This is a genomic window from Bacillus sp. JCM 19034, from assembly GCF_001310635.1.
Taxonomy (GTDB): domain Bacteria; phylum Bacillota; class Bacilli; order Bacillales; family Bacillaceae_D; genus Halalkalibacter.
This window is the reverse complement of record NZ_BAXR01000022.1, coordinates 21,943-48,400: the sequence shown is the minus strand read 5'-3', so window position 1 is coordinate 48,400 and position 26,458 is coordinate 21,943. Positions and strand designations below refer to the sequence as shown.

General features: G+C 38.3%; 18 protein-coding genes, 3 tRNA genes and 9 pseudogenes. 3 read left to right on the top strand and 27 right to left on the bottom strand.

Annotated features, from left to right (window positions below; genetic code table 11):
- Window positions 1-5: 5 nt before the first annotated feature.
- The 15 genes and pseudogenes from JCM19034_RS18175 to JCM19034_RS18110 all read right to left on the bottom strand — a co-directional run bounded on the left by JCM19034_RS18175 (window position 6) and on the right by JCM19034_RS18110 (window position 10,980).
- Window positions 6-82, bottom strand: a tRNA-Asp gene (locus JCM19034_RS18175).
- Window positions 83-89: 7 nt separating this feature from the next.
- Window positions 90-164 (bottom strand) — tRNA-Glu (locus JCM19034_RS18170).
- A 13-nt stretch (window positions 165-177) separates the two neighbouring features.
- A tRNA-Lys gene (locus JCM19034_RS18165) sits at window positions 178-253 on the bottom strand.
- Window positions 254-412: 159 nt separating this feature from the next.
- A pseudogene (locus tag JCM19034_RS18160) lies at window positions 413-1,698 on the bottom strand (adenylosuccinate synthase).
- Window positions 1,699-1,900: 202 nt separating this feature from the next.
- Window positions 1,901-3,265, bottom strand: a pseudogene (dnaB, locus tag JCM19034_RS18155) (replicative DNA helicase).
- Window positions 3,266-3,364: 99 nt separating this feature from the next.
- A complete protein-coding gene (rplI, locus tag JCM19034_RS18150; protein ID WP_062051992.1) occupies window positions 3,365-3,811 on the bottom strand; it encodes a 50S ribosomal protein L9 in 447 nt (148 codons plus the stop codon).
- Window positions 3,811-5,771, bottom strand: a pseudogene (locus JCM19034_RS18145) (DHH family phosphoesterase). Before JCM19034_RS18145 ends, rplI begins: the two are co-directional and overlap by 1 nt.
- A 4-nt stretch (window positions 5,772-5,775) precedes the next feature.
- Entirely contained in the window at window positions 5,776-6,606 is an 831-nt protein-coding gene (locus JCM19034_RS18140) for a YybS family protein (protein ID WP_197276450.1), read from the bottom strand.
- On the bottom strand, window positions 6,558-6,710 hold the full coding sequence (locus JCM19034_RS22465; protein WP_197276449.1) for a hypothetical protein: 153 nt from the start codon (window positions 6,708-6,710) through the stop codon (window positions 6,558-6,560). Before JCM19034_RS22465 ends, JCM19034_RS18140 begins: the two co-directional genes overlap by 49 nt.
- Before the next feature lie 429 nt (window positions 6,711-7,139).
- Entirely contained in the window at window positions 7,140-7,373 is a 234-nt protein-coding gene (gene rpsR / locus JCM19034_RS18135) for a 30S ribosomal protein S18 (protein WP_034745548.1), read from the bottom strand.
- A 68-nt stretch (window positions 7,374-7,441) separates the two neighbouring features.
- Window positions 7,442-7,924: a single-stranded DNA-binding protein gene (gene ssb, locus JCM19034_RS18130; protein WP_062051987.1), complete on the bottom strand. Its 483-nt coding sequence runs from the start codon at window positions 7,922-7,924 to the stop codon at window positions 7,442-7,444.
- 25 nt (window positions 7,925-7,949) lie between these two features.
- Window positions 7,950-8,237 (bottom strand): 30S ribosomal protein S6, encoded by a 288-nt coding sequence (gene rpsF, locus JCM19034_RS18125; protein ID WP_062051986.1) that lies wholly within the window; start codon window positions 8,235-8,237, stop codon window positions 7,950-7,952.
- A gap of 186 nt (window positions 8,238-8,423) precedes the next feature.
- Window positions 8,424-9,523 (bottom strand): annotated as a pseudogene (gene ychF / locus JCM19034_RS18120) (redox-regulated ATPase YchF).
- Between the two features lie 164 nt (window positions 9,524-9,687).
- Window positions 9,688-9,888: a DUF951 domain-containing protein gene (locus JCM19034_RS18115; protein WP_062051984.1), complete on the bottom strand. Its 201-nt coding sequence runs from the start codon at window positions 9,886-9,888 to the stop codon at window positions 9,688-9,690.
- 69 nt (window positions 9,889-9,957) lie between these two features.
- Entirely contained in the window at window positions 9,958-10,980 is a 1,023-nt protein-coding gene (locus JCM19034_RS18110) for a hypothetical protein (RefSeq protein WP_062052000.1), read from the bottom strand.
- A gap of 201 nt (window positions 10,981-11,181) precedes the next feature.
- On the opposite strand from JCM19034_RS18110, the pseudogene yyaC reads away from it, so the two are divergent.
- Window positions 11,182-11,711 (top strand): annotated as a pseudogene (yyaC, locus tag JCM19034_RS18105) (spore protease YyaC).
- Window positions 11,712-11,887: 176 nt separating this feature from the next.
- On the opposite strand, the gene JCM19034_RS18100 reads toward yyaC, so the two are convergent.
- The 12 genes and pseudogenes from JCM19034_RS18100 to rpmH form a co-directional block, all read right to left on the bottom strand.
- Complete coding sequence (locus JCM19034_RS18100) at window positions 11,888-12,589, bottom strand: DUF554 domain-containing protein (protein ID WP_062051982.1); 702 nt, start codon at window positions 12,587-12,589, stop codon at window positions 11,888-11,890.
- A 105-nt stretch (window positions 12,590-12,694) separates the two neighbouring features.
- A pseudogene (locus tag JCM19034_RS18095) lies at window positions 12,695-13,694 on the bottom strand (aminotransferase class V-fold PLP-dependent enzyme).
- 148 nt (window positions 13,695-13,842) lie between these two features.
- A complete protein-coding gene (locus JCM19034_RS18090; RefSeq protein ID WP_062051980.1) occupies window positions 13,843-14,694 on the bottom strand; it encodes a ParB/RepB/Spo0J family partition protein in 852 nt (283 codons plus the stop codon).
- Window positions 14,675-15,448, bottom strand: a complete 774-nt coding sequence (locus tag JCM19034_RS18085; protein WP_062051978.1) for a ParA family protein — start codon at window positions 15,446-15,448, stop codon at window positions 14,675-14,677. Before JCM19034_RS18085 ends, JCM19034_RS18090 begins: the two co-directional genes overlap by 20 nt.
- Window positions 15,449-15,589: 141 nt before the next feature.
- A complete protein-coding gene (gene noc, locus JCM19034_RS18080; protein WP_062051998.1) occupies window positions 15,590-16,492 on the bottom strand; it encodes a nucleoid occlusion protein in 903 nt (300 codons plus the stop codon).
- Window positions 16,493-16,746: 254 nt separating this feature from the next.
- Window positions 16,747-17,460 (bottom strand): 16S rRNA (guanine(527)-N(7))-methyltransferase RsmG, encoded by a 714-nt coding sequence (gene rsmG, locus JCM19034_RS18075; RefSeq protein WP_062051976.1) that lies wholly within the window; start codon window positions 17,458-17,460, stop codon window positions 16,747-16,749.
- 29 nt (window positions 17,461-17,489) lie between these two features.
- A pseudogene (mnmG, locus tag JCM19034_RS18070) lies at window positions 17,490-19,375 on the bottom strand (tRNA uridine-5-carboxymethylaminomethyl(34) synthesis enzyme MnmG).
- Between the two features lie 24 nt (window positions 19,376-19,399).
- The gene (mnmE, locus tag JCM19034_RS18065; RefSeq protein WP_370622203.1) at window positions 19,400-20,770 is read right to left on the bottom strand and encodes a tRNA uridine-5-carboxymethylaminomethyl(34) synthesis GTPase MnmE; all 1,371 of its coding nucleotides are present in this window, start codon (window positions 20,768-20,770) and stop codon (window positions 19,400-19,402) included.
- 171 nt (window positions 20,771-20,941) lie between these two features.
- Complete coding sequence (gene jag, locus JCM19034_RS18060) at window positions 20,942-21,574, bottom strand: RNA-binding cell elongation regulator Jag/EloR (protein WP_062051971.1); 633 nt, start codon at window positions 21,572-21,574, stop codon at window positions 20,942-20,944.
- A pseudogene (spoIIIJ, locus tag JCM19034_RS18055) lies at window positions 21,571-22,346 on the bottom strand (YidC family membrane integrase SpoIIIJ). The gene jag and the pseudogene spoIIIJ overlap by 4 nt, the downstream one beginning before the upstream one ends.
- A 62-nt stretch (window positions 22,347-22,408) precedes the next feature.
- On the bottom strand, window positions 22,409-22,759 hold the full coding sequence (rnpA, locus tag JCM19034_RS18050; RefSeq protein ID WP_062051969.1) for a ribonuclease P protein component: 351 nt from the start codon (window positions 22,757-22,759) through the stop codon (window positions 22,409-22,411).
- A 60-nt stretch (window positions 22,760-22,819) separates the two neighbouring features.
- Window positions 22,820-22,957 carry a 50S ribosomal protein L34 gene (gene rpmH / locus JCM19034_RS18045; protein ID WP_003323480.1) on the bottom strand — a complete coding sequence of 46 codons (138 nt, stop codon included), beginning with the start codon at window positions 22,955-22,957 and terminating at the stop codon, window positions 22,820-22,822.
- Window positions 22,958-23,570: 613 nt separating this feature from the next.
- Between rpmH and dnaA the strand changes: the two are divergent.
- Window positions 23,571-24,922, top strand: a pseudogene (gene dnaA / locus JCM19034_RS18040) (chromosomal replication initiator protein DnaA).
- A gap of 167 nt (window positions 24,923-25,089) precedes the next feature.
- Entirely contained in the window at window positions 25,090-26,232 is a 1,143-nt protein-coding gene (gene dnaN, locus JCM19034_RS18035; RefSeq protein ID WP_062051967.1) for a DNA polymerase III subunit beta, read from the top strand.
- Window positions 26,233-26,458 lie beyond the last annotated feature (226 nt).

Below are 26,458 nucleotides of genomic sequence, written 5' to 3'. Positions count from 1 at the left end.
AAAACTGGCGGTCCGGACGGGACTCGAACCCGCGACCTCCTGCGTGACAGGCAGGCATTCTAACCAACTGAACTACCGGACCAATAAAGTGGTGACCCGTACGGGATTCGAACCCGTGTTACCGCCGTGAAAGGGCGGTGTCTTAACCGCTTGACCAACGGGCCACTTTATTAAAAATGGTGAGCCATGAAGGACTCGAACCTTCGACCCTCTGATTAAAAGTCAGATGCTCTACCAACTGAGCTAATGGCTCTTGTTATTGCTTTTCAAGAGCCTGTACTCTTGACGACAAGATTTATAATATCACACATGAATGTGACATGCAACTACTTTTTCAAAAATAATTAATCATTAAATATTGAACTGAATTAAGCAAGTGCACACAAAACACTGTACACTTGCTCACTACAAATTAGGCAAACACACCACGCACTAAATTCGTTTGATCACGGTCTGGTCCGACAGAGAAAATCGTTAAAGGAATACCAGTTAATTGTGACACACGTTCAATATAATGACGAGCATTCACTGGTAACTCATCTAATGATTTCACAGCAGTAATATCCTCATCCCAACCAGGTAATTCTTCATAAACAGGTTCACACTCAGCTAGAACCTTCAAGCTTGCTGGGAATTCCTCAATGATTTCACCGCGATATTTATAAGCTGTACAAATCTTTAACGTTTTAATCCCTGTTAAGACATCAATAGAATTTAACGACAGATCCGTTAAGCCACTTACACGACGAGCATGACGTACTACTACGCTATCAAACCAGCCAACACGACGTGGACGACCTGTTGTCGTACCATACTCATTTCCAACCTCACGAATTTGATCACCAATTTCATCATGAAGCTCGGTTGGGAACGGACCATCACCAACACGTGTTGTATACGCCTTTGATACACCAACCGCCTTCGTAATTTTCGCCGGACCTACGCCTGACCCAATCGTTACACCACCAGCAATCGGGTTAGAGGACGTTACGAATGGGTACGTTCCTTGGTCAATATCAAGCATTACTCCTTGTGCACCTTCAAACAGCACCCTGCGACCTTCATCTAAAGCATCGTTTAAAACAACTGACGTATCACACACATACTTGGCAATTTGTTGGCCGTAATCATAATACTCTTCTAAAATTTCTTCCTTCGTAAAGCCTTCAACCTCATAATATTTTTCGAAAAGACGATTCTTTTCTTCTAAAATACGTTCTAATTTTTCTTCAAACACTTCTTTATCTAATAAATCAGCAATACGGATTCCAATACGTGCAGCCTTGTCCATGTAGGCTGGGCCAATTCCTTTTTTCGTTGTCCCGATTTTATTGGCTCCTTTTCGTTCTTCTTCAACAATATCAAGCTTTAAATGGTAAGGAAGAATCACATGGGCACGGTTACTAATACGCAAATTGCTCGTATCAACATTACGTTCATGTAAGTAAGCAAGCTCCTCAACGATTGCTTTTGGATCAATTACCATTCCATTCCCAATGACACAAATCTTATCTTTATAAAAAATACCAGAAGGAATTAAGTGCAGCTTATATTTCACACCACTAAATACAATCGTATGTCCTGCGTTGTTTCCCCCTTGATATCGGGCTACAACCTCCGCTCGTTCTGAAAGGTAATCGGTAATCTTCCCTTTCCCTTCATCACCCATTGTGTTCCTACAACAACAACTGATGACATGACATGCACCTCCGCATTAGCCTATAGTAAGTATAGTTTTCCAAAGCCACTGATTAGTATACCAACTACTTACAATAGCGTCAATGTAAACACGAACATTTGTATAATTTATTCATATTTTCGTTCGACTGTACTGGATGTTTCCTCGGGAAAATGGAAAAAAGGCGACCTTAGAAATGGAATTTTCTCTAAGGTCGCCCCTCTACGCACCAGGTGGCATACTACTTTCATCATGTCTACGATCTAAATTAACGAATTTATTAAACTCCTTCACAAAAGCGAGCTCCACTGTTCCAACAGGACCATTCCGCTGCTTTGCGATAATAATTTCGATGATATTCTGATTTTCTGATTCTTTATCATAATAATCGTCGCGATATAAGAAAGCGACGATATCGGCATCCTGCTCAATACTTCCCGATTCACGAATATCAGACATCATCGGACGCTTATCCTGTCTTGATTCTACCCCACGTGAAAGCTGTGATAGGGCAATAACAGGAACTTCGAGTTCACGAGCAATTTGCTTTAACGTACGAGAAATTTCCGATACTTCCTGCTGACGATTTTCCCCGCTTTTTCCACTACCTTGAATGAGCTGCAAATAATCGATCATAATCATCCCGAGTCCTTGCTCCTGCTTCAATCGTCGGCATTTCGCACGAATATCATTCACCTTCACACCTGGCGTATCATCAATATAAATGCCCGCTTTCGCTAAGCTTCCCATCGCCATGGCGAGCTTGTTCCAATCTTCAGCATTTAACGCCCCTGTTCTCATTCGCTGTGCATCAATGTTTCCTTCTGCACAGAGCATCCGTTGAACAAGCTGGCTAGCTCCCATCTCTAAACTAAAGATCGCCACATTTTCTCCTGTTGACGTCGCCACATTTTGCGAAATGTTCAAAGCAAAAGCCGTCTTACCGACAGACGGACGTGCCGCTACAATGATCAAATCATTGCGCTGGAATCCTGCTGTCATGCGGTCCAACTCCTGAAATCCAGTTGGAATCCCAGTGATATCACCTTTTTAAATTTTGTAGCTTTTCGATTTTATCATATGTTTCAATCAGAACGTCTTTGATGGAAATAAAGGAACTCGTATTTTTCCGCTGCGAAACCTCTAATATCGTTTTTTCTGCCTCTGCTAATATCGTATCGACTTCTTCTTCACTCGCATACCCATCAGCGGCGATCGAGGTCGATACTTTAATAAGTCTTCGTAAAACTGATTTTTCTTCTACAATTCTCGTATAGTAGTCAATATTAGCAGCTGTCGGTACAGCATTTGCTAGATCGCTTAAATAGGCAATCCCGCCTATTTCATCAAGCCATTTCCGATCTTGCAATTCTGACGTAACTGTTACTAAATCAACCGGTTCATCCTTTTCAGATAACTCTAGCATCACTTGATAGATTCGTTGATGAGAGGCCCGGTAGAAATCTTCAGGAATGAGTTGTTCAGAAGCGGTAACGAGAGCATCAGCAGATAAAAAATGGCTCCTAAGACCGCTTGTTCCGCTTCAATATTTTGTGGTGGTGTTCGATCTGCAAATAAATCACTCATACCAAAGCCGCCTTCCTTATCTATTTCTTTGAAAGAGGGCATCTCAAAAGGTCTTCTTTTGCCTTTTGAGACACCCTCTCATCATTTTACTGCTTTCAATTATTCTGCAACAACGTGAACTTTAACCGTTGCAACAACCTCTTGATGTATTTTAATTGGAACATTCGTATAGCCTAATGAACGAATCGGATCATCTAGCAAGATCTTCCGTTTATCGACTTTCTTCTTCATCTTTTTCAACGTTTCAGCAATTTGCTTCGTGGAAACTGCACCGAACAGTCGGCCACCTTCTCCCGCCTTTGCCTTAATTTCAACCGTTAATGCTTCTAATTCTTCCTTATAAGCTTGAGCAGCTTCTAGTTCCTCGTCAGCCTTCTTTTGCTTGCTCTTCTGTTGTGCTTCTAAATTCTTCATATTTCCTGTCGTTGCTTCAACAGCAAGGTTATTGGGAATAAGGTAATTTCTAGCATACCCTTCAGAAACATTTTTCGTCTCGCCTTTTCTCCCTTTCCCCTTAACATCCTCTAAAAAATCACTTTCATCGATTATTGACCTCCTTCTAAATAGTGATCAATCGCTTCTTGAAGCTTCTCCTTTGCTTCAAAGACCGTAATATCTCTAAGCTGTGTAGCAGCATTTGTCAAATGTCCTCCCCCATTTAATGATTCCATTATAATTTGGACATTGACATCTCCTAGCGATCGTGCACTTATACTAATACAGTCATCTTCACGTTTTGATATGACAAAAGATGCTGTTACACCTTTCATTGATAATAACGTATCTGCAGCTTGAGCGATAATAATTTGACTATATGATTTCGTTTCGCTCGCTGTTGCAATCGCAAAGCCTTCACGATACGTTTCTGCATTCTTTATCAGTTTAGAACGCTCCACGAATTGATCTAAATCTTCCTTCAAAAGCTTTTGAACGAGCGTTGTATCGGCACCGTTTGAACGAAGGAAGGATGCTGCATCAAACGTTCTTGCCCCTGTTCTTACTGCGAAGCTCTTTGTATCGACTATAATGCCTGCAAGTAAAGCAGTAGCCTCAAGGCGATCCATCTGCAAGCGATTCGGTTGATATTCTAGCAACTCCGTTACAAGCTCAGCTGTTGATGAAGCATATGGCTCCATATAAACTAGTACTGGATCTTCAATAAACTCTTCACCACGGCGATGATGATCTAACACAATAATTCGTTCAACTTTCTGTAATAATTCAGGCTCGATTACTAAAGACGGCCGATGCGTATCGACTATAATTAATAACGTTTCTTGCGTAATTCGATCCTTCGCTTCCTCTGGAGTAATAAAATGAGACCACAAATAATCATGCTCCTCTATTTCCTCCATCAGCTTCTGTACTGTGTAGTTAATGTCGTCGGGATCTAACACAATAAAGCCTTCTTTTTCATTAACCTCAGCTAGCTTCTGAACACCAATTGCTGCACCGATCGCATCCATGTCAGGGTTTTTATGACCCATTATTAGTACTTTATCACTTTCTTTTACAAAGTCACGTAATGCATGGGAAATGACCCTCGCTCTAACTCGTGTTCGTTTTTCCATCGCATTCGACTTCCCACCATAAAACGGACACGCCCATTTTTGCGTTTTATCGCTACCTGGTCACCACCACGTCCGAGAGCTAGATCTAAGCTTGATTGAGCAATTTTCCCTAGCTCACGTAAATCATCTTCATCTGTTCCTACCCCGATACTAAGTGTAATCGCGATTTTCTCTTTAGCCGTCTCCTCACGAATGTGATCTATTATTTCAAAACGGCTCTCTTCCATTTCCTTTAATGCATAAGCATGCATGACCGCAATAAACCGATCCACTGATGTTCTTCGTAAATATACACCATAATAATCGGCCCATTCGTTTAACGTCTTTGTCACAATGCTCATCATACGTCCACGTACTTGATCATCAATTCCTTGCATGACTTCATCATAATTATCTAAATAGAGCATCGCCAAAACTGTTTTTGACTGGTGAAATTTATCAAATGCCTCTTCCTGATCTGTCACATCCATAAAATAGATCATTCGTTCATTCGCTTCGATCGTTACTTGATAAATCGCCTCACCTATACGGAGAAGACCTTCAGTTGTCTCCTCTTCTAACCAGCTCTCAAGCTCTTCACTAATTTCACCTATAGGACGCTCAATCCATTTTTCATTAAATGTCGTAGTCATAAACGGATTAACCATTGTATGATATGCTCGTCATTATAAAGCACCATCGATAGGCAGCTTTTGAACAGCAGCTTCGCTAGCCTTTGAAACACGAGAAGATATAGTCGCTATATACTCTCCGAACTCTCGTTTAAAGGCAAGCTGTGCTTGAATGGTGAACACAAGCAAAACAGCTAGTATAAGAAGGCCTATTACTCCTATCTTCCAATTATACCATGTCAAAGCAGCAACAAAAGCCGTCGCAATGATAAAGAGAGCAATGACATGATAACCGTGCCAGCGATTTAATAAATAGTTTGGCATATCGTCAGCTCCTATTATCTTGGCCTATGCGTTTACGCAATTCAAAGCCTAAATCGATAATTCCAATAATTCGAATGATCTCCATGAACGGTAAAAGAATAAATGATGCTACAACGATAATAATTGGAAGAGCAATAGGTACTTTTTTGTAGTGACAATAATAAAATATAAAGGCAAAACCTTGAATCGTCAAAACAAAGCCTAATAGCATGATTAGATTTTGTACGATCGTAAATAGTGTTGTCCCTTCTTCCACCCCGATTAATGCTACTATTAACACGACTAAGTAATACCATAAAAAGCTTTTAGGAAACGCCCATTTACGAAATGGCGGCAGTTTATTCACATCGTGTCCTAACCTTTTTAATACAACGTAGCTAAGGAGTACTGTAACAATAGCAAGCATCAAAGCAGAGCCAACAATTACTACAGGGGCTAAATATAATAATGCATCCAAAGATTCATTTATTAGCTCCGTATTTCCTTCTCCCATTCCACCTAACGTCCGTTCAACAAAATCCATCTGTTCTCTAGTTAGATCTGCAGCTAATTGCATTGGATTTTGCCCAACTAACATTGTCATTCCAACGAAAATTAGCAAAATATGTACGATATATGCTAAAGATGTACCAAGCAATCCAGCAAACCCACTTAATCCTCTTCGGTGAATCTCACCAAGTACCATACCAGCTGTTCCAAACATAAAAGCTGGAATTAATGCTAATAAGCCACCTCCAAGTATAAAGCCTAAAATGGAAGAAACAAATAACAAAATTGTTCCAGCTTTCAATCCTCTACGATACGTAAATACAACAAACGGTAATGGCAATGCCACATTACAATCGAATTCACAAGTGGGACATAAAGAGTGAGAAGTAATAGGATCGTAACGATAGCAGCCATTATGGCTCCTTCTGTCATCGTTTTTGTATTTCTCACAAATACACCTCATTTTTCCGATCTTTTATATCTTTTCGAGATATTCCTCTATATTTTACCGTAATTATAAGGAAAGTTAAAGCATTCAAAGGTGAACATCATATTACAAATGAATCCGCTTTAGTATTTGTACAGTATTAATATAACCTGAGAAGGTATAGGAAAATGTATGGGACCATTCCATTCATTTGATAGCTACTTTAAATATAACTGACTATTTATCCTTTTAAGGAGTACCAAACAACTTCAATTAATTTTAATATGACCATGCAGGACAAGGGGAGACCATAAAACTAATTACTTGAGGCTTTTAAACTATTTACGATACAAAACATACACATTCATTGTAGAAAAGTATCTTCCCCTTAATTTTAGTAACAAAAAAAGGCACGCTAGAGAAATGGTCTCTAGCATACCTTCTTATACGTATTAATTCACATCATTTACATATGGCAATAAAGCGATTTGACGAGAACGCTTAATTGCAATTGTAAGTTGACGTTGATACTTCGCAGATGTTCCAGTTACACGGCGAGGTAAGATTTTACCACGCTCAGAAATGAAACGTTTAAGAAGATCAGTGTCTTTGTAATCGATTTTCGTAATTTTGTTTACTGTAAAGAAACAAACTTTACGACGCTTTGGACGACCACGACGAGCCATTGGACAGCACTCCTTTCCTTATCAATCGTTTTCTATTCTAATCATTACTTTTAATATATGAGGGGTTATTAAAACGGCAAATCGTCATCTGAAATATCAATTGGCTTGCCATCATTTGCAAATGGGTCCTCAAAACTAGATGGACGATTTGGCTGTTGCTGCTTACCAAAGTCGTTATTCCCCGCTGAACTAGGTGGCCCACCAAATGATTCATTTCCTGCTCCTCCACTGTTACGTGGTTCAAGAAACTGTACACTTTCTGCAACGACTTCTGTGACAAAGACTCTACGGCCTTCATTATTGTCATAGCTCCGTGTTTGTAAACGGCCATCTACACCCGCTAAACTACCCTTTTTCAAATAGTTTGCGACATTTTCAGCTTGCTTTTGCCAGACGACACAATTAATAAAATCAGCTTCACGCTCACCTTGGCGATTCGAAAAAGCACGATTCACTGCAAGTGTAAAGTTCGCAACAGCTACTCCATTAGGTGTGTAACGCAACTCTGGGTCACGTGTTAAACGTCCAACAAGCACGACACGGTTAAGCATTCAAACCCCTCCCATTTTCCATTCATTAATCTTCGTCTTTTGTAATAAGAACACGGATTACATGATCATTGATCTTAATAAGACGGTTAAATTCTGCAATCGCTTCTGAATTAGATTGTACATTTAGCAATACATAAAATCCTTCACGGAAATCATTGATTTCATATGCTAAACGACGCTTACCCATTTCATTCACCTTATCGATTTCAGCACCATTTGTTGTAAGAACATTGTTAAAACGTTCAATTACTTCCTTAGTTGCTGCTTCGTCTAGGTTTGGAGCGATGATGTACATAATTTCGTACTTACGCATTCCGATCCACCTCCTTTTGGTCTAACGGCTCCACAAACGGAGCAAGGAGCAAAACTCATCAAAGAGTCATTTTACTCACATTCCAATATTATAACAGATCGTACAACAACCTGCAATATAAGATAAACGTATGGAGCGTTTTTTCTAAAAAAGAAGCCCAAGTCCATATACTTGAGCTTCTACCTTCTATACATTAAATCTGAAATGGATGACATCGCCATCTTGGACAACATAATCCTTTCCTTCTAATCGTACTTTTCCTTTTTCTTTAGCAGCACTCATCGATCCTGCGTCCATTAAATCATCATACGAAACCGTTTCAGCACGAATAAATCCTTTTTCAAAGTCACTATGAATAATCCCAGCGGCTTGTGGTGCTTTTGTCCCTTTACGAAATGTCCATGCCCGTACTTCTTGTACACCAGCTGTAAAATACGTTTGTAAGCCTAACAATTGGTAAGCAGCACGAATTAATTGATCTAAACCTGATTCGGCAATGCCAAGTTCCTCTAAGAACATTTCCTTTTCATCGCCTTCAAGCTCAGCAATTTCCGATTCGATTTTTGCACATACAACAATCACTTCACTATTTTCTGCTTGTGCAAACTCCTTTACTTGCTGAACATATTCATTATCATCAGGTGCTAATAAATCGTCCTCACTTACATTTGCAACATATAAAACAGGCTTAATCGTTAATAAATGATATTGCTTTACAACTGCTAGCTGCTCTTCGGTAAATTCAATGCTTCGTGCTGGTTTTTCTTCCTCAAAAGCGGCCTTGAGCATTTCTAATACTTCAAGCTCAGCTACTGCCTCTTTATCTTTTGTTTTCGCTAGCTTGGCCACTCTTGTAAAACGTTTATCAATCGTTTCAAAGTCAGCCAGAATAAGCTCTAAATTAATAACCTCAATATCACGGAGCGGATTTACGCCTCCTGAAACATGAGTTATATTATCGTCAGCAAAGCAACGAACAACGTGTGAAATAGCATCTACTTGACGAATGTGTGAAAGAAACTTATTTCCTAACCCTTCACCTTTACTTGCTCCCTCAACAATACCAGCAATATCAGTAAATTCAAACGCTGTCGGTACCGTTTTTTTCGGTTCAACTAACTCTGTTAGCTTTTGTAATCGGACATCTGGGACCTCCACTATCCCAACATTAGGGTCAATTGTACAAAATGGATAATTGGCTGATTCTGCTCCCGCTTGGGTAATTGCATTAAATAATGTCGATTTCCGACATTCGGTAGCCCTACAATTCCAGTCGTTAAAGCCATCGGTCACGTTCCTTTCTATAGTTCAACATCAACTGTTCACTTCTCTATGACAATCATTCCAATTATAGTGAGTTTAACAGAAAAAAACAACCTATTATCAATAGGAAGGACTTTAAAAACGAATCTAAGCTAAAAAAAATCCCTCTTACTAGAGAGGCATTTCTTTATTTACTTTCTGTTCGTTCTAACACACGCTTCATTTTCTTGACAAATTCTTTCCGTGGAAGCATGACACTGTGCTGACATCCAAGACACTTGATACGGATATCCATTCCCATTCGGATAATTTGCCAACGATTTTCACCACAAGGATGCTGCTTCTTCATTTCAACAACATCATGTAAGTTAAAGTCTTTATCAGGCACGCCATGACCCTCCTACTATTCTTACGTATTACCTTCATTATACATGAACTGTAAAGGAAAATGAACGAATCATTTTATGAGTGAGCGATTGTGTAAAATCGGATAAAGAAGAATCGCAGCTAACACATATAAATTTAAAACACCATATAATGGGTATAAAATTGATATTAACGTTGAAAAGCCAATTGTCGTTAACGGTGCCATTATACTAACAATGAATAGAGCAATTAACCAAGCAGGACCCTTTAACCAATCACGTGCTCTTGATAATAAGCCGAACACCCCTGCAGCTGCCGTCGTATATATTGCTAGCCACAGAAGTCCCGACATAACGAGTACCATAAAATACGGATAATTCTTTAAAATAGCGAATAATGGAATTTCATAAAGCATAATATCACCTGATACTTGCAATAGTGATTCATTATAAAGATATGAAATCCCCCCTAAAATGACACCACTCCCAATGCTTGCAATCCAGATCTCACCTTTATGTTTAATTTCGTTTCCAACTGCACTTAATACAGCTAATAACGGTAAAATATTCAATGCGGTAAACGTTAACGCTGATGGCCAGTTATGCTGCTGTTCAAGGTGAAATTGTATCGGAAACCCTAATAATGATTGAAAAGCAATTAAAACCCCTAGTAAAAACAAAATTAATATCGGAATAATAAAGGCATTCATTGACGTCATGCCTTGCGTATCCCATATAAATAGAATGACAACCATTCCCCCAATTAAAACCGTTCCTAACCAGTATGGGACATGAACCACTTCTAACGTTGCCCCCCCACCAGCAAGCATAATCACCGTCACTGAAAACAAATAAATGAGTATCATACAATCATAAATACGAGCCAATTTTTTCCCCATGATTTCTTGTAATACCGGTAGATAATGAGTGGATTGTTGTCTAGCACTTATCGATAAAATTACGAAGCACGAGCACATAAAAAGAACAGAAAATAGTATGATCGCTAGTCCACTTTCCGCACCAAAAAATTCCCAAAGCTCCCTACCTGAAGCGTATCCAGCACCAATCATCGTTCCAATGATTAAAAACATCCATTTAAAGCCATTCCCCCACATAATCGTCATTCCTCTCTTTTTTCCTTTTTCTTCACTCTCTATGTATAGAAAAGAAAAAAGCACCGTATACTGTTACTACTATGGCAAAGGAGGCGATGTTATGAGTACAAACCATCGTCTAATCGGAAAAAAGAGGAACAAGCCCGCTTTCACTATGATGATCCTAATGCTAGTAATCAATTAGCTGCTACTTTACATGACATGACCGCTTTTTTCCGAAGCGTGATTTAGTAATTATTTGTATTGGTACAGACCGCTCAACAGGTGATAGCCTAGGACCACTTATTGGAACAAAACTTCAATCTATAACCTTACGTCGCTTTCATGTATACGGGACGTTAGAGCAACCGTTCCATGCAGTTAATATGGTAGAGCGTCTCGAGAAAATAAAAAGAGACCATTGGCGGCCCTTTATCATAGCAATAGATGCATGCTTAGGCCTCCTCTCTAGTGTTGGTTATATGACGATTGCAAAAGGCCCTGTCCAACCGGGGGCAGCCGTGCAAAAAAAGCTGCCAGCAATCGGTGATATACACATGACTGGGATTGTCAATGTTGGCGGAATGATGGAGTTTTTTGTCTTACAAAATACACGTTTACATACTGTCATGAATATGGCAGATGCGATGGCAAAAGGAATAATAAAAGCGGATCAAATGTTACCGAAGCAAGAGCGAATTCCATCATTCTTTGAGGCATTAAAAAGGAAAAATCGGACTGCATTATTATGAACATCAAGACGTTGAGTTCAAAAAGAGGCTAGACATAACTAAATGGAGAAGCCGTAAAGACGAAATACTTTCATGTTTTAAAAAGCAATATAAAAAAATCCGAACTGATTCGAATTCGATTTAAATCATCGTTCGGATTTCTATTTTTGTTAAACTACATATGTTACTAGTTTCTCTTATATGTTATATAAGACCGTTACAATCACTGCGACAACGGCGATTCCAGGCAATAAATTGGCCACACGTACTTTAAGGATACCTGCAATATTTAAACCGATGGCCATAATCATCACTCCACCAGTTGCTGTCATTTCAACAATGAATTGATCCATTAATGCTTGAGGTACGTACTCATTAATTTGCGTTGCTAGTAAAGCAATTGTACCTTGATAAAGCACAACAGGAATCGCTGAAAAGATAACGCCAATCCCTAATGTTGATGTAAAGAGCATAGCCGTAAAACCATCGAGCATTGATTTCGTATAAAGTACCGAATGATCTCCCCTCAACCCACTATCTATCGCACCTAAGATCGCCATTGCACCAACTACATAAATGAGAGTAGTCGTTACAAATGCTTTTGCAATTGACCCTTCTTCAGAAGCTCCAACACGAGTTTCGATCCAAGAACCGATTCTGTTTAATCCCCCATCTAAATCTAGTTTTTCACCTATTACCGCACCGACTACTAAACTACCAATTACAATTAAAAACTGTTCACTTTGTAAAGCCATATTTACCCCTAACACAACGACAGCTAACGCAATCCCTATCATAATCGTTTCTCTCATTTTATCGGGGATACGTTTCACAAGTAAACCAATTAGCGAAGCTAATACAATTGCAAGTCCATTGACTAACGTACCTAACAATACCATTTCGTTCTTCTCCTCACTATTAAAATGCTTCTTTTATGTCTATTAGTGCTTGAATAAGTGCATCTATTTCTTCTATTTTGTTATAAGGGCCAAAGCTAACACGGATTAATCCCGTATCAACGGTCCCCATTGCTTGATGTATGATAGGGCACAATGTAAACCTGCCCGCACGGCAATTTGATAATGCTCATCAAGAATAACTGCAACCTCATGACTATCGATATCTTCTATTAGAAATGAGACGACTGCAACTCTTTTTGTTAAGTCAGTTGGACCAAATAACGTTAATCCGTCTATCTTTGAACAAGCTTCAATAAAATGAGTAAGCAATAATTGTTCATGCTATAAATCGCCTCTAAGCCTCGCCTATTTAGTTCATCTATTCCAGCTGCTAATCCAACAATCCCTGGCGTATTTAATGTACCTGCTTCGTAACGATCGGGCCATGATGCTGGCTGATGTGGTAATTCTGAATAACTGCCCGTCCCACCTACAATTAGTGGCTTCAATTGATAATCTTCTCTACTAATTAATACCCCCGTCCCTTGAGGCCCTAGGAGTGATTTATGACCAGCAAAGGCTAGTAAGTCAATTCCATCGTTTTCTAACGAAATAGATAGTGTTCCAGCTGTTTGTGAGGCATCTACAAACACGACAATCCCTTTCTCTTTTGCCAATGCTGTAACGTCCTTATCGGGAAAATAGCTCCAGTTACATTTGATGCATGTGTAATAGCTAATAAAACGGTTTGATCGTTTATAGCTTCTATCACGTTTTTCGCATTAATAAGCCCGTTCTCATCCGGTTCAATAAAGGATACTTCAATCCCCTTCTCCTCAATCAATTGCTTAAGTGGACGAATAACTGAATTATGTTCAAACATCGTTGTAATCACATGATCACCTTTTTTGAACGGAAAACCAAGTAGTGCTTGATTAATTGCCATCGTTGCATTTTGATAGAACCAGACATGCTTACTGCTAGGTGCAGAAAATAACTGAGCCACTTTTTTCCTTGCCTCTTCAACAGCTAAACGAGCTTGTTCCGCTAATTTGTGCCCACCTCTACCTGGATTTGCACTATATGAAAGAATGGCTTCAGACATCGCTTCAGCAACTGACTTTGGCTTTGGATATGACGAAGCGGCATGGTCAAAATAAATCATATCATTCACCCTCTCAAACTACTAAATTAAGAAAAAAAGCCGTTCGATGAGATTCCACCAAACGACATAAAATCCTGCCTACTAGATATTATGCATGATTTGATTCTAAAATTTGAATAATACGTTCTAAATCTTCATCAGAAAAGTAATCAATTTCAATTTTCCCTTTTTTCTTTCCTGGTTTAATCATAACCGATGTCCCAAGGCGAGCTTGTAACACTTCTTGTTTTTCTAACAACACAGGTGGAAGGGTAACCTTCTTTCTTTTTGTTTCACGTGGAACATATGAATTAATTTCATTCACTAATGACTCCACTTCACGAACACTTAGCTTTTCTTGCAATACCTTTTCAAGTAAAGGTGAGAGCTTTTTCTTATCCTTCAACCCTAATAAAGCTCGTCCATGCCCCATTGAAAGTTTACCATCCGAAATGAATTGCTGTACAACATTCGGTAATTGTAACAATCTTAAATGATTGGCGATATGTGGTCTACTTTTCCCAACTCTTTTAGAGAGCTGATCTTGCGTTATATTTAGATGGTTCATTAATTTATCATAGGCTAACGCTTCTTCAATTGGGTTTAAATCCTCACGTTGTAAATTTTCAATTAAAGCAAGTTCCATCATTTGCTGTTCATCAAGCTCTTTAATGACGACAGGTACTTCTTTTAAACCCGCTTCCTTCGCTGCACGGAATCGCCTTTCTCCAACAACAATTTCGTACCCTTTAATCGATTTTCTTGCGATAATCGGTTGTAAAACACCATGTTCACGAATCGAGTCAGCTAATTCTTTAATCGCTTCATCGGAAAATGATTTACGTGGTTGATATGGATTCGCTCGTAAATCAGCAATTAATACTTGTTCAACTTTTTCATCAGCCTCTTCTGAATGGTCTGGAAAAAATGCTTGGAGCCCTTTACCTAACCCTTTCGCCACTCGTAATCACTTCCTTCGCTAAATCTAAATACACTTCTGCACCTCGTGATTTAGAATCATATGTAGATATAGGCATTCCATGACTTGGTGCTTCACCTAATCGCACATTTCTCGGAATAATCGTTTCATATACTTTTTCTCTAAAATACTTTTTCACTTCTTCTATCACTTGAATCCCTAAATTCGTCCGTGCATCTAGCATTGTTAATAAAACCCCTTCAATGGCTAGCTCGTGGTTTAAATGTTTCTGCACAAGTCGAACGGTGTTTAGTAACTGACTTAAACCTTCTAATGCATAATATTCACACTGGACAGGAATCAAGACTGAATCGGAAGCTGTTAATGAATTAATCGTTAATAACCCAAGTGAAGGAGGACAATCGATGAAGATAAAATCATATTCTTCTGATATTGTTACTAACGCCCTTTTTAGACGAACTTCTCTTGATATTGTCGGAACTAATTCAATTTCAGCACCTGACAGTTGAATAGTAGAAGGTAGTATATCTAATCGTTCAACTGATGTTTTCCTAATCACTTCTTGTGGATTTATATCATCAACTAATACATCATAGATGCATTGGTCAATTTCGCCTTTTTCAACTCCTAGTCCACTCGTTGCATTTCCTTGTGGATCTATATCAACTACTAAAACCTTTTTCCCTAATAGCGCTAAACTTGCACTTACGTTTACAGCCGTTGTCGTTTTTCCGACACCGCCCTTTTGATTTGCTATTGAGATGATTTTCCCCAACACTGTCACCTTCTTTCCATCCTACAATTCGTCTCTATATTTTAACACACTTTTTGTTTCACGTTTTTATAAAGTTTTTTTACATTTTCATTATTTTCGAACAATGTGACAAAAAAATAATAATCTATCTAATGTGATAGATTATTTTTTCGGAATTCTTATCGTAAATTGATAAAAATCCTCATGTTCTTCTTCATCAGTATCTACAGTCAATCCACTTTTCACAACCATATCTACGGATTGACGTATCGTATTCATCGCTATTCGCATGTCCTTTGAATAAGATTTTCGTTTAGGCGTTTTTTTCTTATTCCCATGTAGCTTTTCTAGAATTTGCTTCACACGTTCTTCTGTTTGCTTCACATTAAGATGTTTCTCTATAATTTCTACTAATACTTTCTCTTGCAGTTCTACATCTTTTAGCATCAACAACGCTCGTGCATGCCTTTCTGTAATTTGTCGTTCCATTATAGCTGTCTGCACTTTCTCAGGAAGATGTAATAAGCGAATTTTGTTAGCAATCGTTGACTGACCTTTTCCTAATCGCTGGGCAAGACTTTCTTGAGTTAATCCGTGTAGTTCGATTAATTTTGCATAAGCAATTGCCTCTTCGATAGCGGTTAACCCTTCTCTTTGTAAATTTTCGATTAGGGCAACTGAAGCTGTCTGAGAATCATTAAACTCTTTAATAATAGCTGGAATCGTTTCCCACCCTAATGAGGTAACAGCACGCCAACGTCGTTCACCAGCAATTATTTCATACTTCTCATCGTATGCTCTCACGACGATCGGTTGGATAATGCCGTGTGTTCGTATCGTTTGTGCTAATTCAGCTATTCGTTTTTCATCAAAAATAGTACGAGGTTGGAATCGATTAGGCACAATATCAACAATGCGAATTTCCCTTACTTCCTCATAATTCTGTTGTTCCGATTCTGCTGCCCCTTTACCTTCGTTACTCTCTTCTATTTCTTCGTTTCCCATTTGCTCTAATTCAGCTTGCTTATCTCCTAAGCCAAAAAGGCGCGAAAACGGTTGCTTCATCGCCATGACACCACCTTTTGATTGTAACCACCTTACTCAATTCGACACTCACGATATATTTCCTTCTATCATCCTACCTCATTTATATCTTTCAATAGGAAAAGCGTCAAGTGAAAGTTAAAGAACAATATAATTGTATGTAAGAAAAACAACACATGAGTCTATAAATCTTCTATATATATATTCTATCGCCAATTAGCATCTATGTACATATTCAATTCGTTTTTAATAGGAATGTTTCACGTGAAACATTCCTATAATGGTATTTTATTCGGCGTTCCAGGCTTACGTGGGTATTTTTTTGGAGTTTTCTTTATTTTCGTCATATGAATAATATGTCGTTCGCTTTCTTCTATAGGAAGAGTAAACGAGTAATCGCCCTGTAGCTCTGCACCTAATATTGAAATCGCCTTTTTCGCATCTTCTAACTCAGCAGATCCTCCTGATGCTTTCATCGCTAAAAAATCACCATTTTCTTTTATTAGAGGAATACACAATTCAGCTAATACCGATAAGCGAGCAACCGCTCTAGCGGTTACGATATCATACGATTCCCGATATTTTTTATGTTGTCCAAATGTTTCAGCTCGGTCATGATGAAGTGAAACATTTTGTAAACCTAACGTAGAAACGAGATTTTCTAAAAATGTAATTCGTTTTTTTAATGAATCAACAATACTGACATGCAATTCAGGGAATAGAATTTTTATCGGAATACTTGGAAACCCAGCACCCGCACCAACATCAATTAACCGTTGACCTTGTTTGAAGTCATAATAAAAGCAGGCACTAACTGAATCATAGAAATGCTTTAAATAGACGTCATTTTCTTCAGTAATAGCAGTTAAATTCATCTTTTCATTCCATTCCACTAATAGATTGAAATAGAGATCAAATTGATGTAGCTGCTGATCGGTGACCGATATTCCCTTTTCCTGCAATTTTGATGAAAAAGCTTCCTTAAACATAGCATATCTCCACACTTTTCAAATTATCGTTATTTAACTTTAGCTAATCTACCCTGCTCCAAATAAACAAGTAAAATGGAAATATCAGCTGGATTAACACCTGATACACGTGAAGCTTGCCCTACCGATAATGGCCGAACCTGACTAAGCTTCTGTCTCGCTTCTGTCGCTAATCCATTAATGGCGTTATAATCTAAGTCTTCTGGGATTTTTTTGTCCTCCATTTTTTTGGAACGCTCAACTTGCTGAAGCTGCTTCTCAATATACCCTTCATATTTCACTTGTATTTCCACTTGCTCTGCAACTTCTTCAGAAACCTTCATATCAGGGGCTTCAATCACTTTTGCGACGTCTTCATAAGTGATCTCAGGTCGTTTTAATAGCATCGTTGCCTTTACAGCTTCTTGCAACGGTGCCGAACCAACATCCTCTAGCATCTTCGCAACTTGTTCATTTGGTTTTACGATAATTTTTTCTAACCGTTTCTTTTCTCGTTTAATTTGCTCTTTTTTCTCTAAAAAGTTATGATAGCGCTCTTCCTTAATGAGCCCGATATCATATCCAATTTCCGTTAAACGAAGATCGGCATTATCATGACGAAGCAATAAACGATACTCTGCACGTGATGTTAGTAGACGGTATGGCTCATTTGTCCCTTTTGTAACTAAGTCATCAATTAAGACACCTATATAAGCATCAGAGCGGTCAAGTACGATTCCCTCTTTCCCCAACGCTTTTCTAGCCGCATTAATTCCAGCCATTAAACCTTGTCCTGCAGCTTCTTCATATCCAGACGTACCATTTATTTGTCCTGCAGTAAATAACCCATCCATACGCTTCGTCTCTAACGTCGGCCATAGCTGTGTCGGTACAATCGCATCATATTCAATTGCATAACCAGGACGCATCATTCTAACATTTTGTAAACCTGGGATCGACTTTAACATTTTAAGCTGGACTTCCTCTGGTAAGCTCGTTGATAGTCCTTGAACGTATACTTCAGATGTATTTCGACCCTCAGGTTCTAGGAAAATTTGATGGCGAGGTTTGTCATTAAAACGAACGATTTTATCTTCTATAGAAGGGCAATATCGTGGTCCAGTACCTTCAATCATTCCAGAATACATCGGTGAACGATCCAAATTATTCGTGATCAGTTCATGCGTTTCCATGCTTGTATAAGTTAACCAGCAAGGAAGCTGATCGGTAATATAATTGACCGTTTCATACGAAAAAGCACGTGGCTTCTCATCACCCGGTTGAATTTCTGTTTGCGAATAATCAATCGTGCTTGCATTTACACGAGGTGGCGTACCTGTTTTAAATCGGACGATGTCAAATCCTAGTTCTTTTAAATGGTCAGCTAATTTAACAGAAGCCTGCATATTATTTGGTCCACTTTCATAAGAAAGCTCACCTAAAATGATTCTTCCTCTTAAATATGTCCCTGTCGTTACAACTACAGCTTTTGATCGATACTCGGCACTAGTATTTGTGATGACCCCTTTACAGACACCATCTTCTACGATCAATCGATCAACCATACCTTGTCTTAAAGTTAAATTTTCAGTCTCTTCGATCGTTTTCTTCATTTCACTTTGATACATCAATTTATCCGCTTGTGCTCGCAACGCACGCACAGCGGGGCCTTTTCCAGTATTTAGCATCCTCATTTGAATATGCGTTTTATCAATATTGCGTGCCATTTCCCCACCTAGGCATCTATTTCACGTACAACAATCCCTTTAGCAGGTCCACCAACAGACGGATTACATGGCATATAAGCAACCGCATCGAGGTTTAATGTTAGCATAAGCGTTTTCGCTCCCATTCTGGCAGCCGCTAAGCCTGCTTCTACACCAGCATGTCCTGCACCGATGATAATAACATCAAATTCCCCTGCTTCGTAATTCATCCACAAAACCTCCTTAACTTTTGATTATTTGCCTAAACAAAACTGTGAAAATAATTGATCAATTAAGCTTTCTTGTACACTGTCACCAATAATTTCACCTAACAATTCCCACGCTCTTGTAATATCAATTTGAACAAGATCAATTGGTACATCCATCTCAATCGCCTCAATTGCATCTTCTATTGTCGATTTAGCTTGTTCTAATAGTGCAATATGGCGTGAATTGGAAATATATGTCATGTCGTCATGTTCGATACTTCCTGCAAAGAATAATGAAGCAATCGCCTCTTCTAACTCATCAATCCCTTTATCATGTAAAAGCGAAGTGGTAATAACCGGTCTATTTTCAGCTAATCGTTTGATTTCATCTAAATCAATTTTTTGTTCAATATCTGTTTTATTGACAATAATAATCACATTCATTGCTTTTACTGCTGCAAACAAAGCTCGGTCTTCATCAGAAAGCTCTTCTCCATAGTTCAAAACAAGTAATATTAAATCTGCCTCCTGCAGCACTTGACGTGATCTCTCAACTCCAATTCGTTCAACAATATCTTCTGTTTCACGAATGCCTGCTGTATCAATTAACCTTAATGGCACACCACGGACATTAACGTACTCCTCAATAACATCTCTCGTTGTCCCGGGAATATCGGTCACTATTGCTTTCGTATCATGGACAAGACTGTTCATAAGCGATGATTTCCCAACATTTGGTCTGCCGATAATAGCAGTAGAAATTCCTTCTCTTAATACTTTACCTTGAGAAGCAGTTACTAACAATTTATTTATTTCCTTTTTTACGTACTCCGCTTTTTCACGTAACAACCCATGTGTCATCAATTCAGCATCGTATTCAGGATAATCGATATTCACTTCTACATGTGCGACCGTTTCTAATAGAGCTTGACGCAATTCATTAATGTGCTTTGATAATCGTCCTTCTACTTGATGAAGAGCGACATCCATCGCTCGGTCCGTTTTAGCTCGAATCAGATCCATTACCGCCTCAGCTTGAGATAGATCGATCCGACCGTTTAAGAATGCCCGTTTCGTAAATTCACCGGGTTCAGCTAATCGTGCCCCGAGTCGTAGTGCCAGTTGCAACACGCGATTTACTGACATGATACCTCCGTGACAATTGATTTCTACAACATCCTCACATGTAAATGTCTTTGGAGCCCTCATCACAGTCACCATTGATTCCTCTATCCGTTCTCCTGTTTTCGGATCGACAATATATCCGTAAACAATAGTATGAGAAGCGACATCGGTTAACGCTTGCTTCCCTTTATACATTTTATCAGCCACTTGAATGGCCTGATCACCACTTAATCTAACGATTCCAATAGCTCCTTCTCCAAGAGCCGTTGATATCGCTGCAATTGTATCCATTTCCATACGTATTCACCTCCAGAACGATCCAACCTTCTATCTTTATTGTACTATTTTCCCCAAACAAAACGAAAGAAAAAACGCAAAAAGCGTCTTTCTCTTAAATGAAGAAGGTGTGTCAAAAGGTACAGATTCACCTTTCGACACACCCATGAAGCATTCAACAATTCCTTATGACTTATTCGTTGCTGGAATAATCACTATATGACGATTGATTCCTGTTCCTTCTGAGATCGTTTCAACACCGTCATACGATTGTAGCTTCGTATGAATCATCTTCCTCTCAGCTGCATTCATTGGCTCCAATGCTACTTTTTGATTGGTCGCTGTTACTTTTTTTGCTAGCTTAACAGCTAAATGCTCAAGAGTTTCTCTACGTTTTTGCCGATAATTTTCAGCATCAAGCTCAATCCGTGTATATGCTTTTCCTTGGCGATTGGCAACAAGGTTCATCATAAATTCAAGTGCCTCGAGTGTTTGTCCCCGCTTCCCAATAATCCGCCCAGTATCTTCATTGGCTGAAATATTAAAGCGTAACGACTGATCCGTTTCTTCCTTCTCAATCGTTGCTTCCACTTCTAGATGATCTAACGTGCCTTGTAAAAAGGAATAAGCTTTTTCAACCGGATCAGGTAGAATAAATACATCGACAACAGCCGGCTTTGAGCGAAACAAACCAAAAAGTCCTTTTTGTGGTTCTTCCACAACTCGATAATCAACTTTCTCTTTTGTCGTCTGTAATTCATCGATAGCCTTTGCGATCGCTTTCTCTATCGTCTTCCCTGAAACCGTCACACGTTTCACTTCTTTTTGCCTCCTGTCACTTCAGCGGTTTTGTTTTTACCAGCATTCGGACCTGTAATGAAATATGTTTGAGCAATCATGAAAATATTCCCTACTACCCAATATAATGTTAATGCTGTTGGAAGAAGATCGCAAAAACAAAAATCATAATCGGCATAATATATAGGAGCATTTTCATTTGTGGGTTATCAGTAACCATCATCATCTTCTGCTGAATAAACGTTGTTGCACCAGCTACAACAGGTAAGATGAAAAAAGGATCTGGTGCATCTAAAGCAAACCATAAAAATTGATGTCCACCAATTTCTTCCGTACGCATGATTGCATGATAAAACGCTAATAAAATTGGCATTTGAATAAATAATGGTAAACAACCAGCAAGAGGATTAACACCCTTCTCCTGGAAAAGCTTCATCATTTCTTGTTGCAATTGCTGCTGTGTCTTTTGATCCTTTGCACTGTATTTTTCACGTAGCTTGGCCATCTCAGGCTGAACAGCCTGCATGGCTTTCGCACTCTTCGTCTGTTTAATCATCAATGGTAAAATTAATAGACGCAAAAGAACGGTTACAATAATAATCGCCCAACCATGACCTGATTCTTCACCGAAAACACCTGCAACAAAAAGTATAAGCTGTGATAATGGGTAAACTAAATATGAATCCCAAAAGCCTGTACTATCACTATTAATTGGTTCCTCAATGTTAAAACAGCCTGTCATGACAAGAAGCAGCCCTATTACCACCGCAACCAATCCTAACTTCTTAATCACGTAAGTTCCTCCTTGTCTCTCTATACATTAAATAAATAATCGCAAAACGAGCCATATCTACTTTATAAGCTATTCATATGTAACACTTTCGCTTTCTTCAATACATGCATTAAGCTCTTTTCTACCTCATGATAACTCATTTTTGCTGTCGGATTTCTCGCGATCACAATATAATCGTATTGATTTTTAATGAGATCCTGTTTTATTCGAAAACACTCACGAATATAACGTTTCACTCGGTTTCTTGTAACTGCATTTCCTACTTTTTTGCTAACTGAAAGTCCTAATCTAAATTCAGATTGCTCTTTTTTCCATAATGTATAGAGGACGAATTGACGGTTCGCAACAGATTGGCCTCTTTTAAATACAATAGAGAATTCTTGACTCTTTTTAATCCGCTGCTCACTTTTCATTGTACGCCCTCCTTTTTCAAAACCGTAACCATTTAGAAAAAGACCACTGTCAACAGTGGCCTATGCAGATAATACTTTTCTTCCCTTACGACGACGACGAGCTAATACCTTACGGCCATTCTTTGTGCTCATACGTGCACGAAATCCGTGTACCTTTTTACGCTTTCTATTATTAGGTTGAAATGTTGGTTTTCCCATTTATTACACCTCCCTGAGGATTAAGCTATTCCTTAGACATTCTTGTAAATTATAAGGAAAAGAACATAGTGTTGTCAAGATTATTATTTATATCCTCTTTTATAATTCCTAGAAATTCATCTAACTCACTCTTTTTCTATGAAAAATCCATTCTTCCCATTAAATCATTACTTTTCTCATTATATCCCCATTGTGGATAATTTATTTCCTTAATTAATTTTTATCTTCACCCTTGTAAACAAAAAATCCACATATGTAGTGTTGTGGATAAACTAGTGACACCATATACAGTGTTTTTGTGGATATAATCAACAAAACATTGATACACAAGCTTTTTTTTGCTATGATTAATATGTTTTCACTCGTGGAAAAGTCATTATGTTAGAAAAACTATCCACATGCTGTGGGTAAGTTTGTGGACATCTTTTAATAATTGTTAATAATACTTGTCCACATATTGTTCAGAACCCTTCTTTAAACGTTTTTCTACTATATTATAATAACCCGTGAATATCGTTGTGTATGCATAATTATTCATTCGTCTGATCTATGCTTTGCACGACCTTTTTTTGTCTGTTGATTTGTCTATTTTTTTAGTTAGGAGGGTAAGTTTTTGGAGAATATTCATGATTTATGGGATAAGGCTCTTGCTGAAATTGAAAAAAAGTTAGTAAACCAAGCTTCGAAACATGGTTAAAGCAAACAAAAGCAAATGATATTCACGATGATCAGATCATCATAACTGCACCCAATGAATTTGCTCGTGATTGGTTGGAAGATCATTATGCTGAGCTTACATCAGATACAATTGAAGATATTACAGGAACCCGGTTAAAACCAAAATTTGTTATTCCACAGGATCATTCCGATGAAGAGTTTATCACTGATCCGTTTCCGAAAAAGGTAAAAAAGGAAGAAAAGGGGCAATCTCCTGCTGTTACGAAAACAATGCTAAATGACAAATACTCATTTAACACATTTGTTATTGGTTCTGGAAATCGGTTTGCTCACGCAGCATCACTAGCTGTAGCAGAAGCACCAGCAAAGGCCTATAATCCTTTATTTATATATGGTGGGGTTGGTTTAGGCAAAACTCATTTAATGCATGCGATCGGTCATTATGTTATCGATCATAATCCTAATGCAAAAGTCGTTTATCTTTCGTCTGAAAAATTTACAAATGAATTTATCAATTCAATCCGAGACAACAAAGCAGTAAATTTCCGTAACAAATATCGCAATGTCGATGTTTTATTAATTGATGATATTCAGTTTCTCGCAGGAAAAGAACAAACACAGGAAGAATTTTTTCACACGTTTAACGCTTTGCATGAGGAATCAAAACAAATCGTTATCTCAAGTGACCGTCCACCTAAGGAAATCCCCACATTAGAGGATCGCCTACGTTCACGATTTGAATGGGGACTTATTACAGATATTACACCACCTGATCTTGAAACGAGAATTGCCATTTTACGAAAAAAAGCAAAAGCTGAAAACCTTGATATCCCAAATGAGGTTATGCTCTATATCGCTAACCAAATCGATACGAATATTCGCGAGCTAGAAGGTGCACTCATTCGAGTTGTCGCTTATTCATCCTTAATTAATCAAGATATGAATGCAGATTTAGCGGCTGAAGCATTAAAAGACATTATTCCGAATTCAAAGCCAAAGATCCTTACTATAACGGATATTCAACAATTAGTTGGGGAGCATTACCATGTGAAATTAGAAGATTTCAAAGCGAAAAAGAGGACAAAATCAGTTGCCTTCCCTCGTCAAATCGCTATGTATTTATCTCGAGAATTAACGGATTCGTCATTACCGAAAATCGGAAACGAATTTGGTGGTCGTGACCACACAACTGTTATTCACGCTCATGAAAAAATATCAAAAATGCTGCAAACAGATCAAGAACTGCAACAAAAGGTTGAAGAACTGATAGAGTTATTGCGGAAATAATGATTGTTAACAGTGTGCATAATCAAATCGGCCTATCAACATTTTACCCACATGTGGATAGGCTCGTTTTCCGTACGATTTTGTCGATTATCCACATACTAACAGTGCCTATTACTATTACTGCTATCTTTTTTTATAAATAATATAATATAAGGAGTCTATTTATTATGCGTTTTTTTATTGATCATGATCGATTTGTTCACGATGTACAACATGTAGCAAAAGCGATTTCCTCACGAACAACGATGCCGATCCTAACAGGGATTAAAATTGTCGCAAAACATGATGGTATTACATTAACTGGAAGTGACTCAGACATTACTATTGAAACATTCATCCCATTAGAAGAAGATGGAACTGAATATGTTCGTATTGAAGAACAAGGTAGTATTGTCCTCCAAGCAAAATATTTTGTTGAAATAGTAAAAAAGCTACCTGGTGAAGAAATTGAAATCCATATCCAAGATCACCTTACAGCTACGATTCGTTCAGCTTCTTCAGTCTTTCACTTGAATGGTTTAGATCCTGAGGAATATCCTCGTCTTCCACAAATTCAAGAGGATCATGTTTTTAAGCTACCACAAAATATGTTTAAAAATATTATTCGACAAACAGTGTTCGCGGTGTCCACTCAGGAAACACGTCCAGTGTTGACAGGTGTAAACTTAGAGCTGGAAAAAGGGACGTTGCTCTGTACTGCAACAGATAGTCATCGTTTAGCTCAAAGAAAGGCCACGATTGAATTAAATGATGAATCATTAGAATTGACGAACGTTGTTATACCTGGAAGAAGCTTAAATGAGTTAAATAAAATCATTGAAGATACAAATGAAACAATTGAATTTGTCGTAACAGAGAGTCAAATATTATTTAAAATGAAGCATATGCTCTTCTTTTCACGATTGCTAGAAGGGAAATATCCTGTAACGAAAGGGATGATCCCAACCCAATCAAAAACAGCAATTAAACTGAAAACAAAACCTTTCCTTCAAGCACTTGAACGTGCCCTATTACTTTCAAGAGAGGGAAAAAATAATGTTGTTACATTAAAAACAATTGAAACGAGTCAAATTGAAATAACCTCAATTTCACCAGAAATCGGTAAAGTTGTTGAACGTTTTGCTGCTAACGAACTTGAAGGGGAAGAAATGAGAATTTCCTTCAATGGGAAGAATATTATTGATGCATTAAAAGTAATAGACGGGGAAGACATTCTTATTACGTTTACTGGTGCAATGAGTCCGTTCGTTATACGTCCAGTTGATGAAGATCATTACTTACATTTGTTCTCTCCAGTTCGCACGTATTAACACGGAGTAATAGAGGTTGGCGTTCCATATGGAAGGATATCGCATATGGAACGCATCACATGAAAGAGATCACTCCCTCCTGACGATTAATGAATGTAAGGAGTTAAGTTATGGTTTCATCTAAATTAGACAAAGGTGAAACGATTAGCATTCCTTATCTCCTTATATGCGAACAATCCCCTTTTTTATTACTAAATCGCTCCTCGTTACCAACTTACTTGATTTC

Bases quoted from the DNA above. Each gene is read 5' to 3' on its own strand.
- rpmH (WP_003323480.1), bottom strand. From the start codon at position 22,957: ATGGGAAAACCAACATTTCAACCTAATAATAGAAAGCGTAAAAAGGTA.
- rsmG (WP_062051976.1), bottom strand. From the start codon at position 17,460: ATGTTTAAGGAAGCTTTTTCATCAAAATTGCAGGAAAAGGGAATATCG.
- JCM19034_RS18100 (WP_062051982.1), bottom strand. From the start codon at position 12,589: ATGGTATTGTTAGGTACGTTAGTCAATGGACTTGCAATTGTATTAGCT.
- dnaN (WP_062051967.1), top strand. From the start codon at position 25,090: ATGCGTTTTTTTATTGATCATGATCGATTTGTTCACGATGTACAACAT.
- ssb (WP_062051987.1), bottom strand. From the start codon at position 7,924: ATGCTTAACCGTGTCGTGCTTGTTGGACGTTTAACACGTGACCCAGAG.
- rpsR (WP_034745548.1), bottom strand. From the start codon at position 7,373: ATGGCTCGTCGTGGTCGTCCAAAGCGTCGTAAAGTTTGTTTCTTTACA.
- JCM19034_RS18110 (WP_062052000.1), bottom strand. From the start codon at position 10,980: ATGTGGGGGAATGGCTTTAAATGGATGTTTTTAATCATTGGAACGATG.
- noc (WP_062051998.1), bottom strand. From the start codon at position 16,492: ATGAAGCAACCGTTTTCGCGCCTTTTTGGCTTAGGAGATAAGCAAGCT.
- rpsF (WP_062051986.1), bottom strand. From the start codon at position 8,237: ATGCGTAAGTACGAAATTATGTACATCATCGCTCCAAACCTAGACGAA.
- mnmE (WP_370622203.1), bottom strand. From the start codon at position 20,770: ATGGATACAATTGCAGCGATATCAACGGCTCTTGGAGAAGGAGCTATT.
- rnpA (WP_062051969.1), bottom strand. From the start codon at position 22,759: ATGAAAAGTGAGCAGCGGATTAAAAAGAGTCAAGAATTCTCTATTGTA.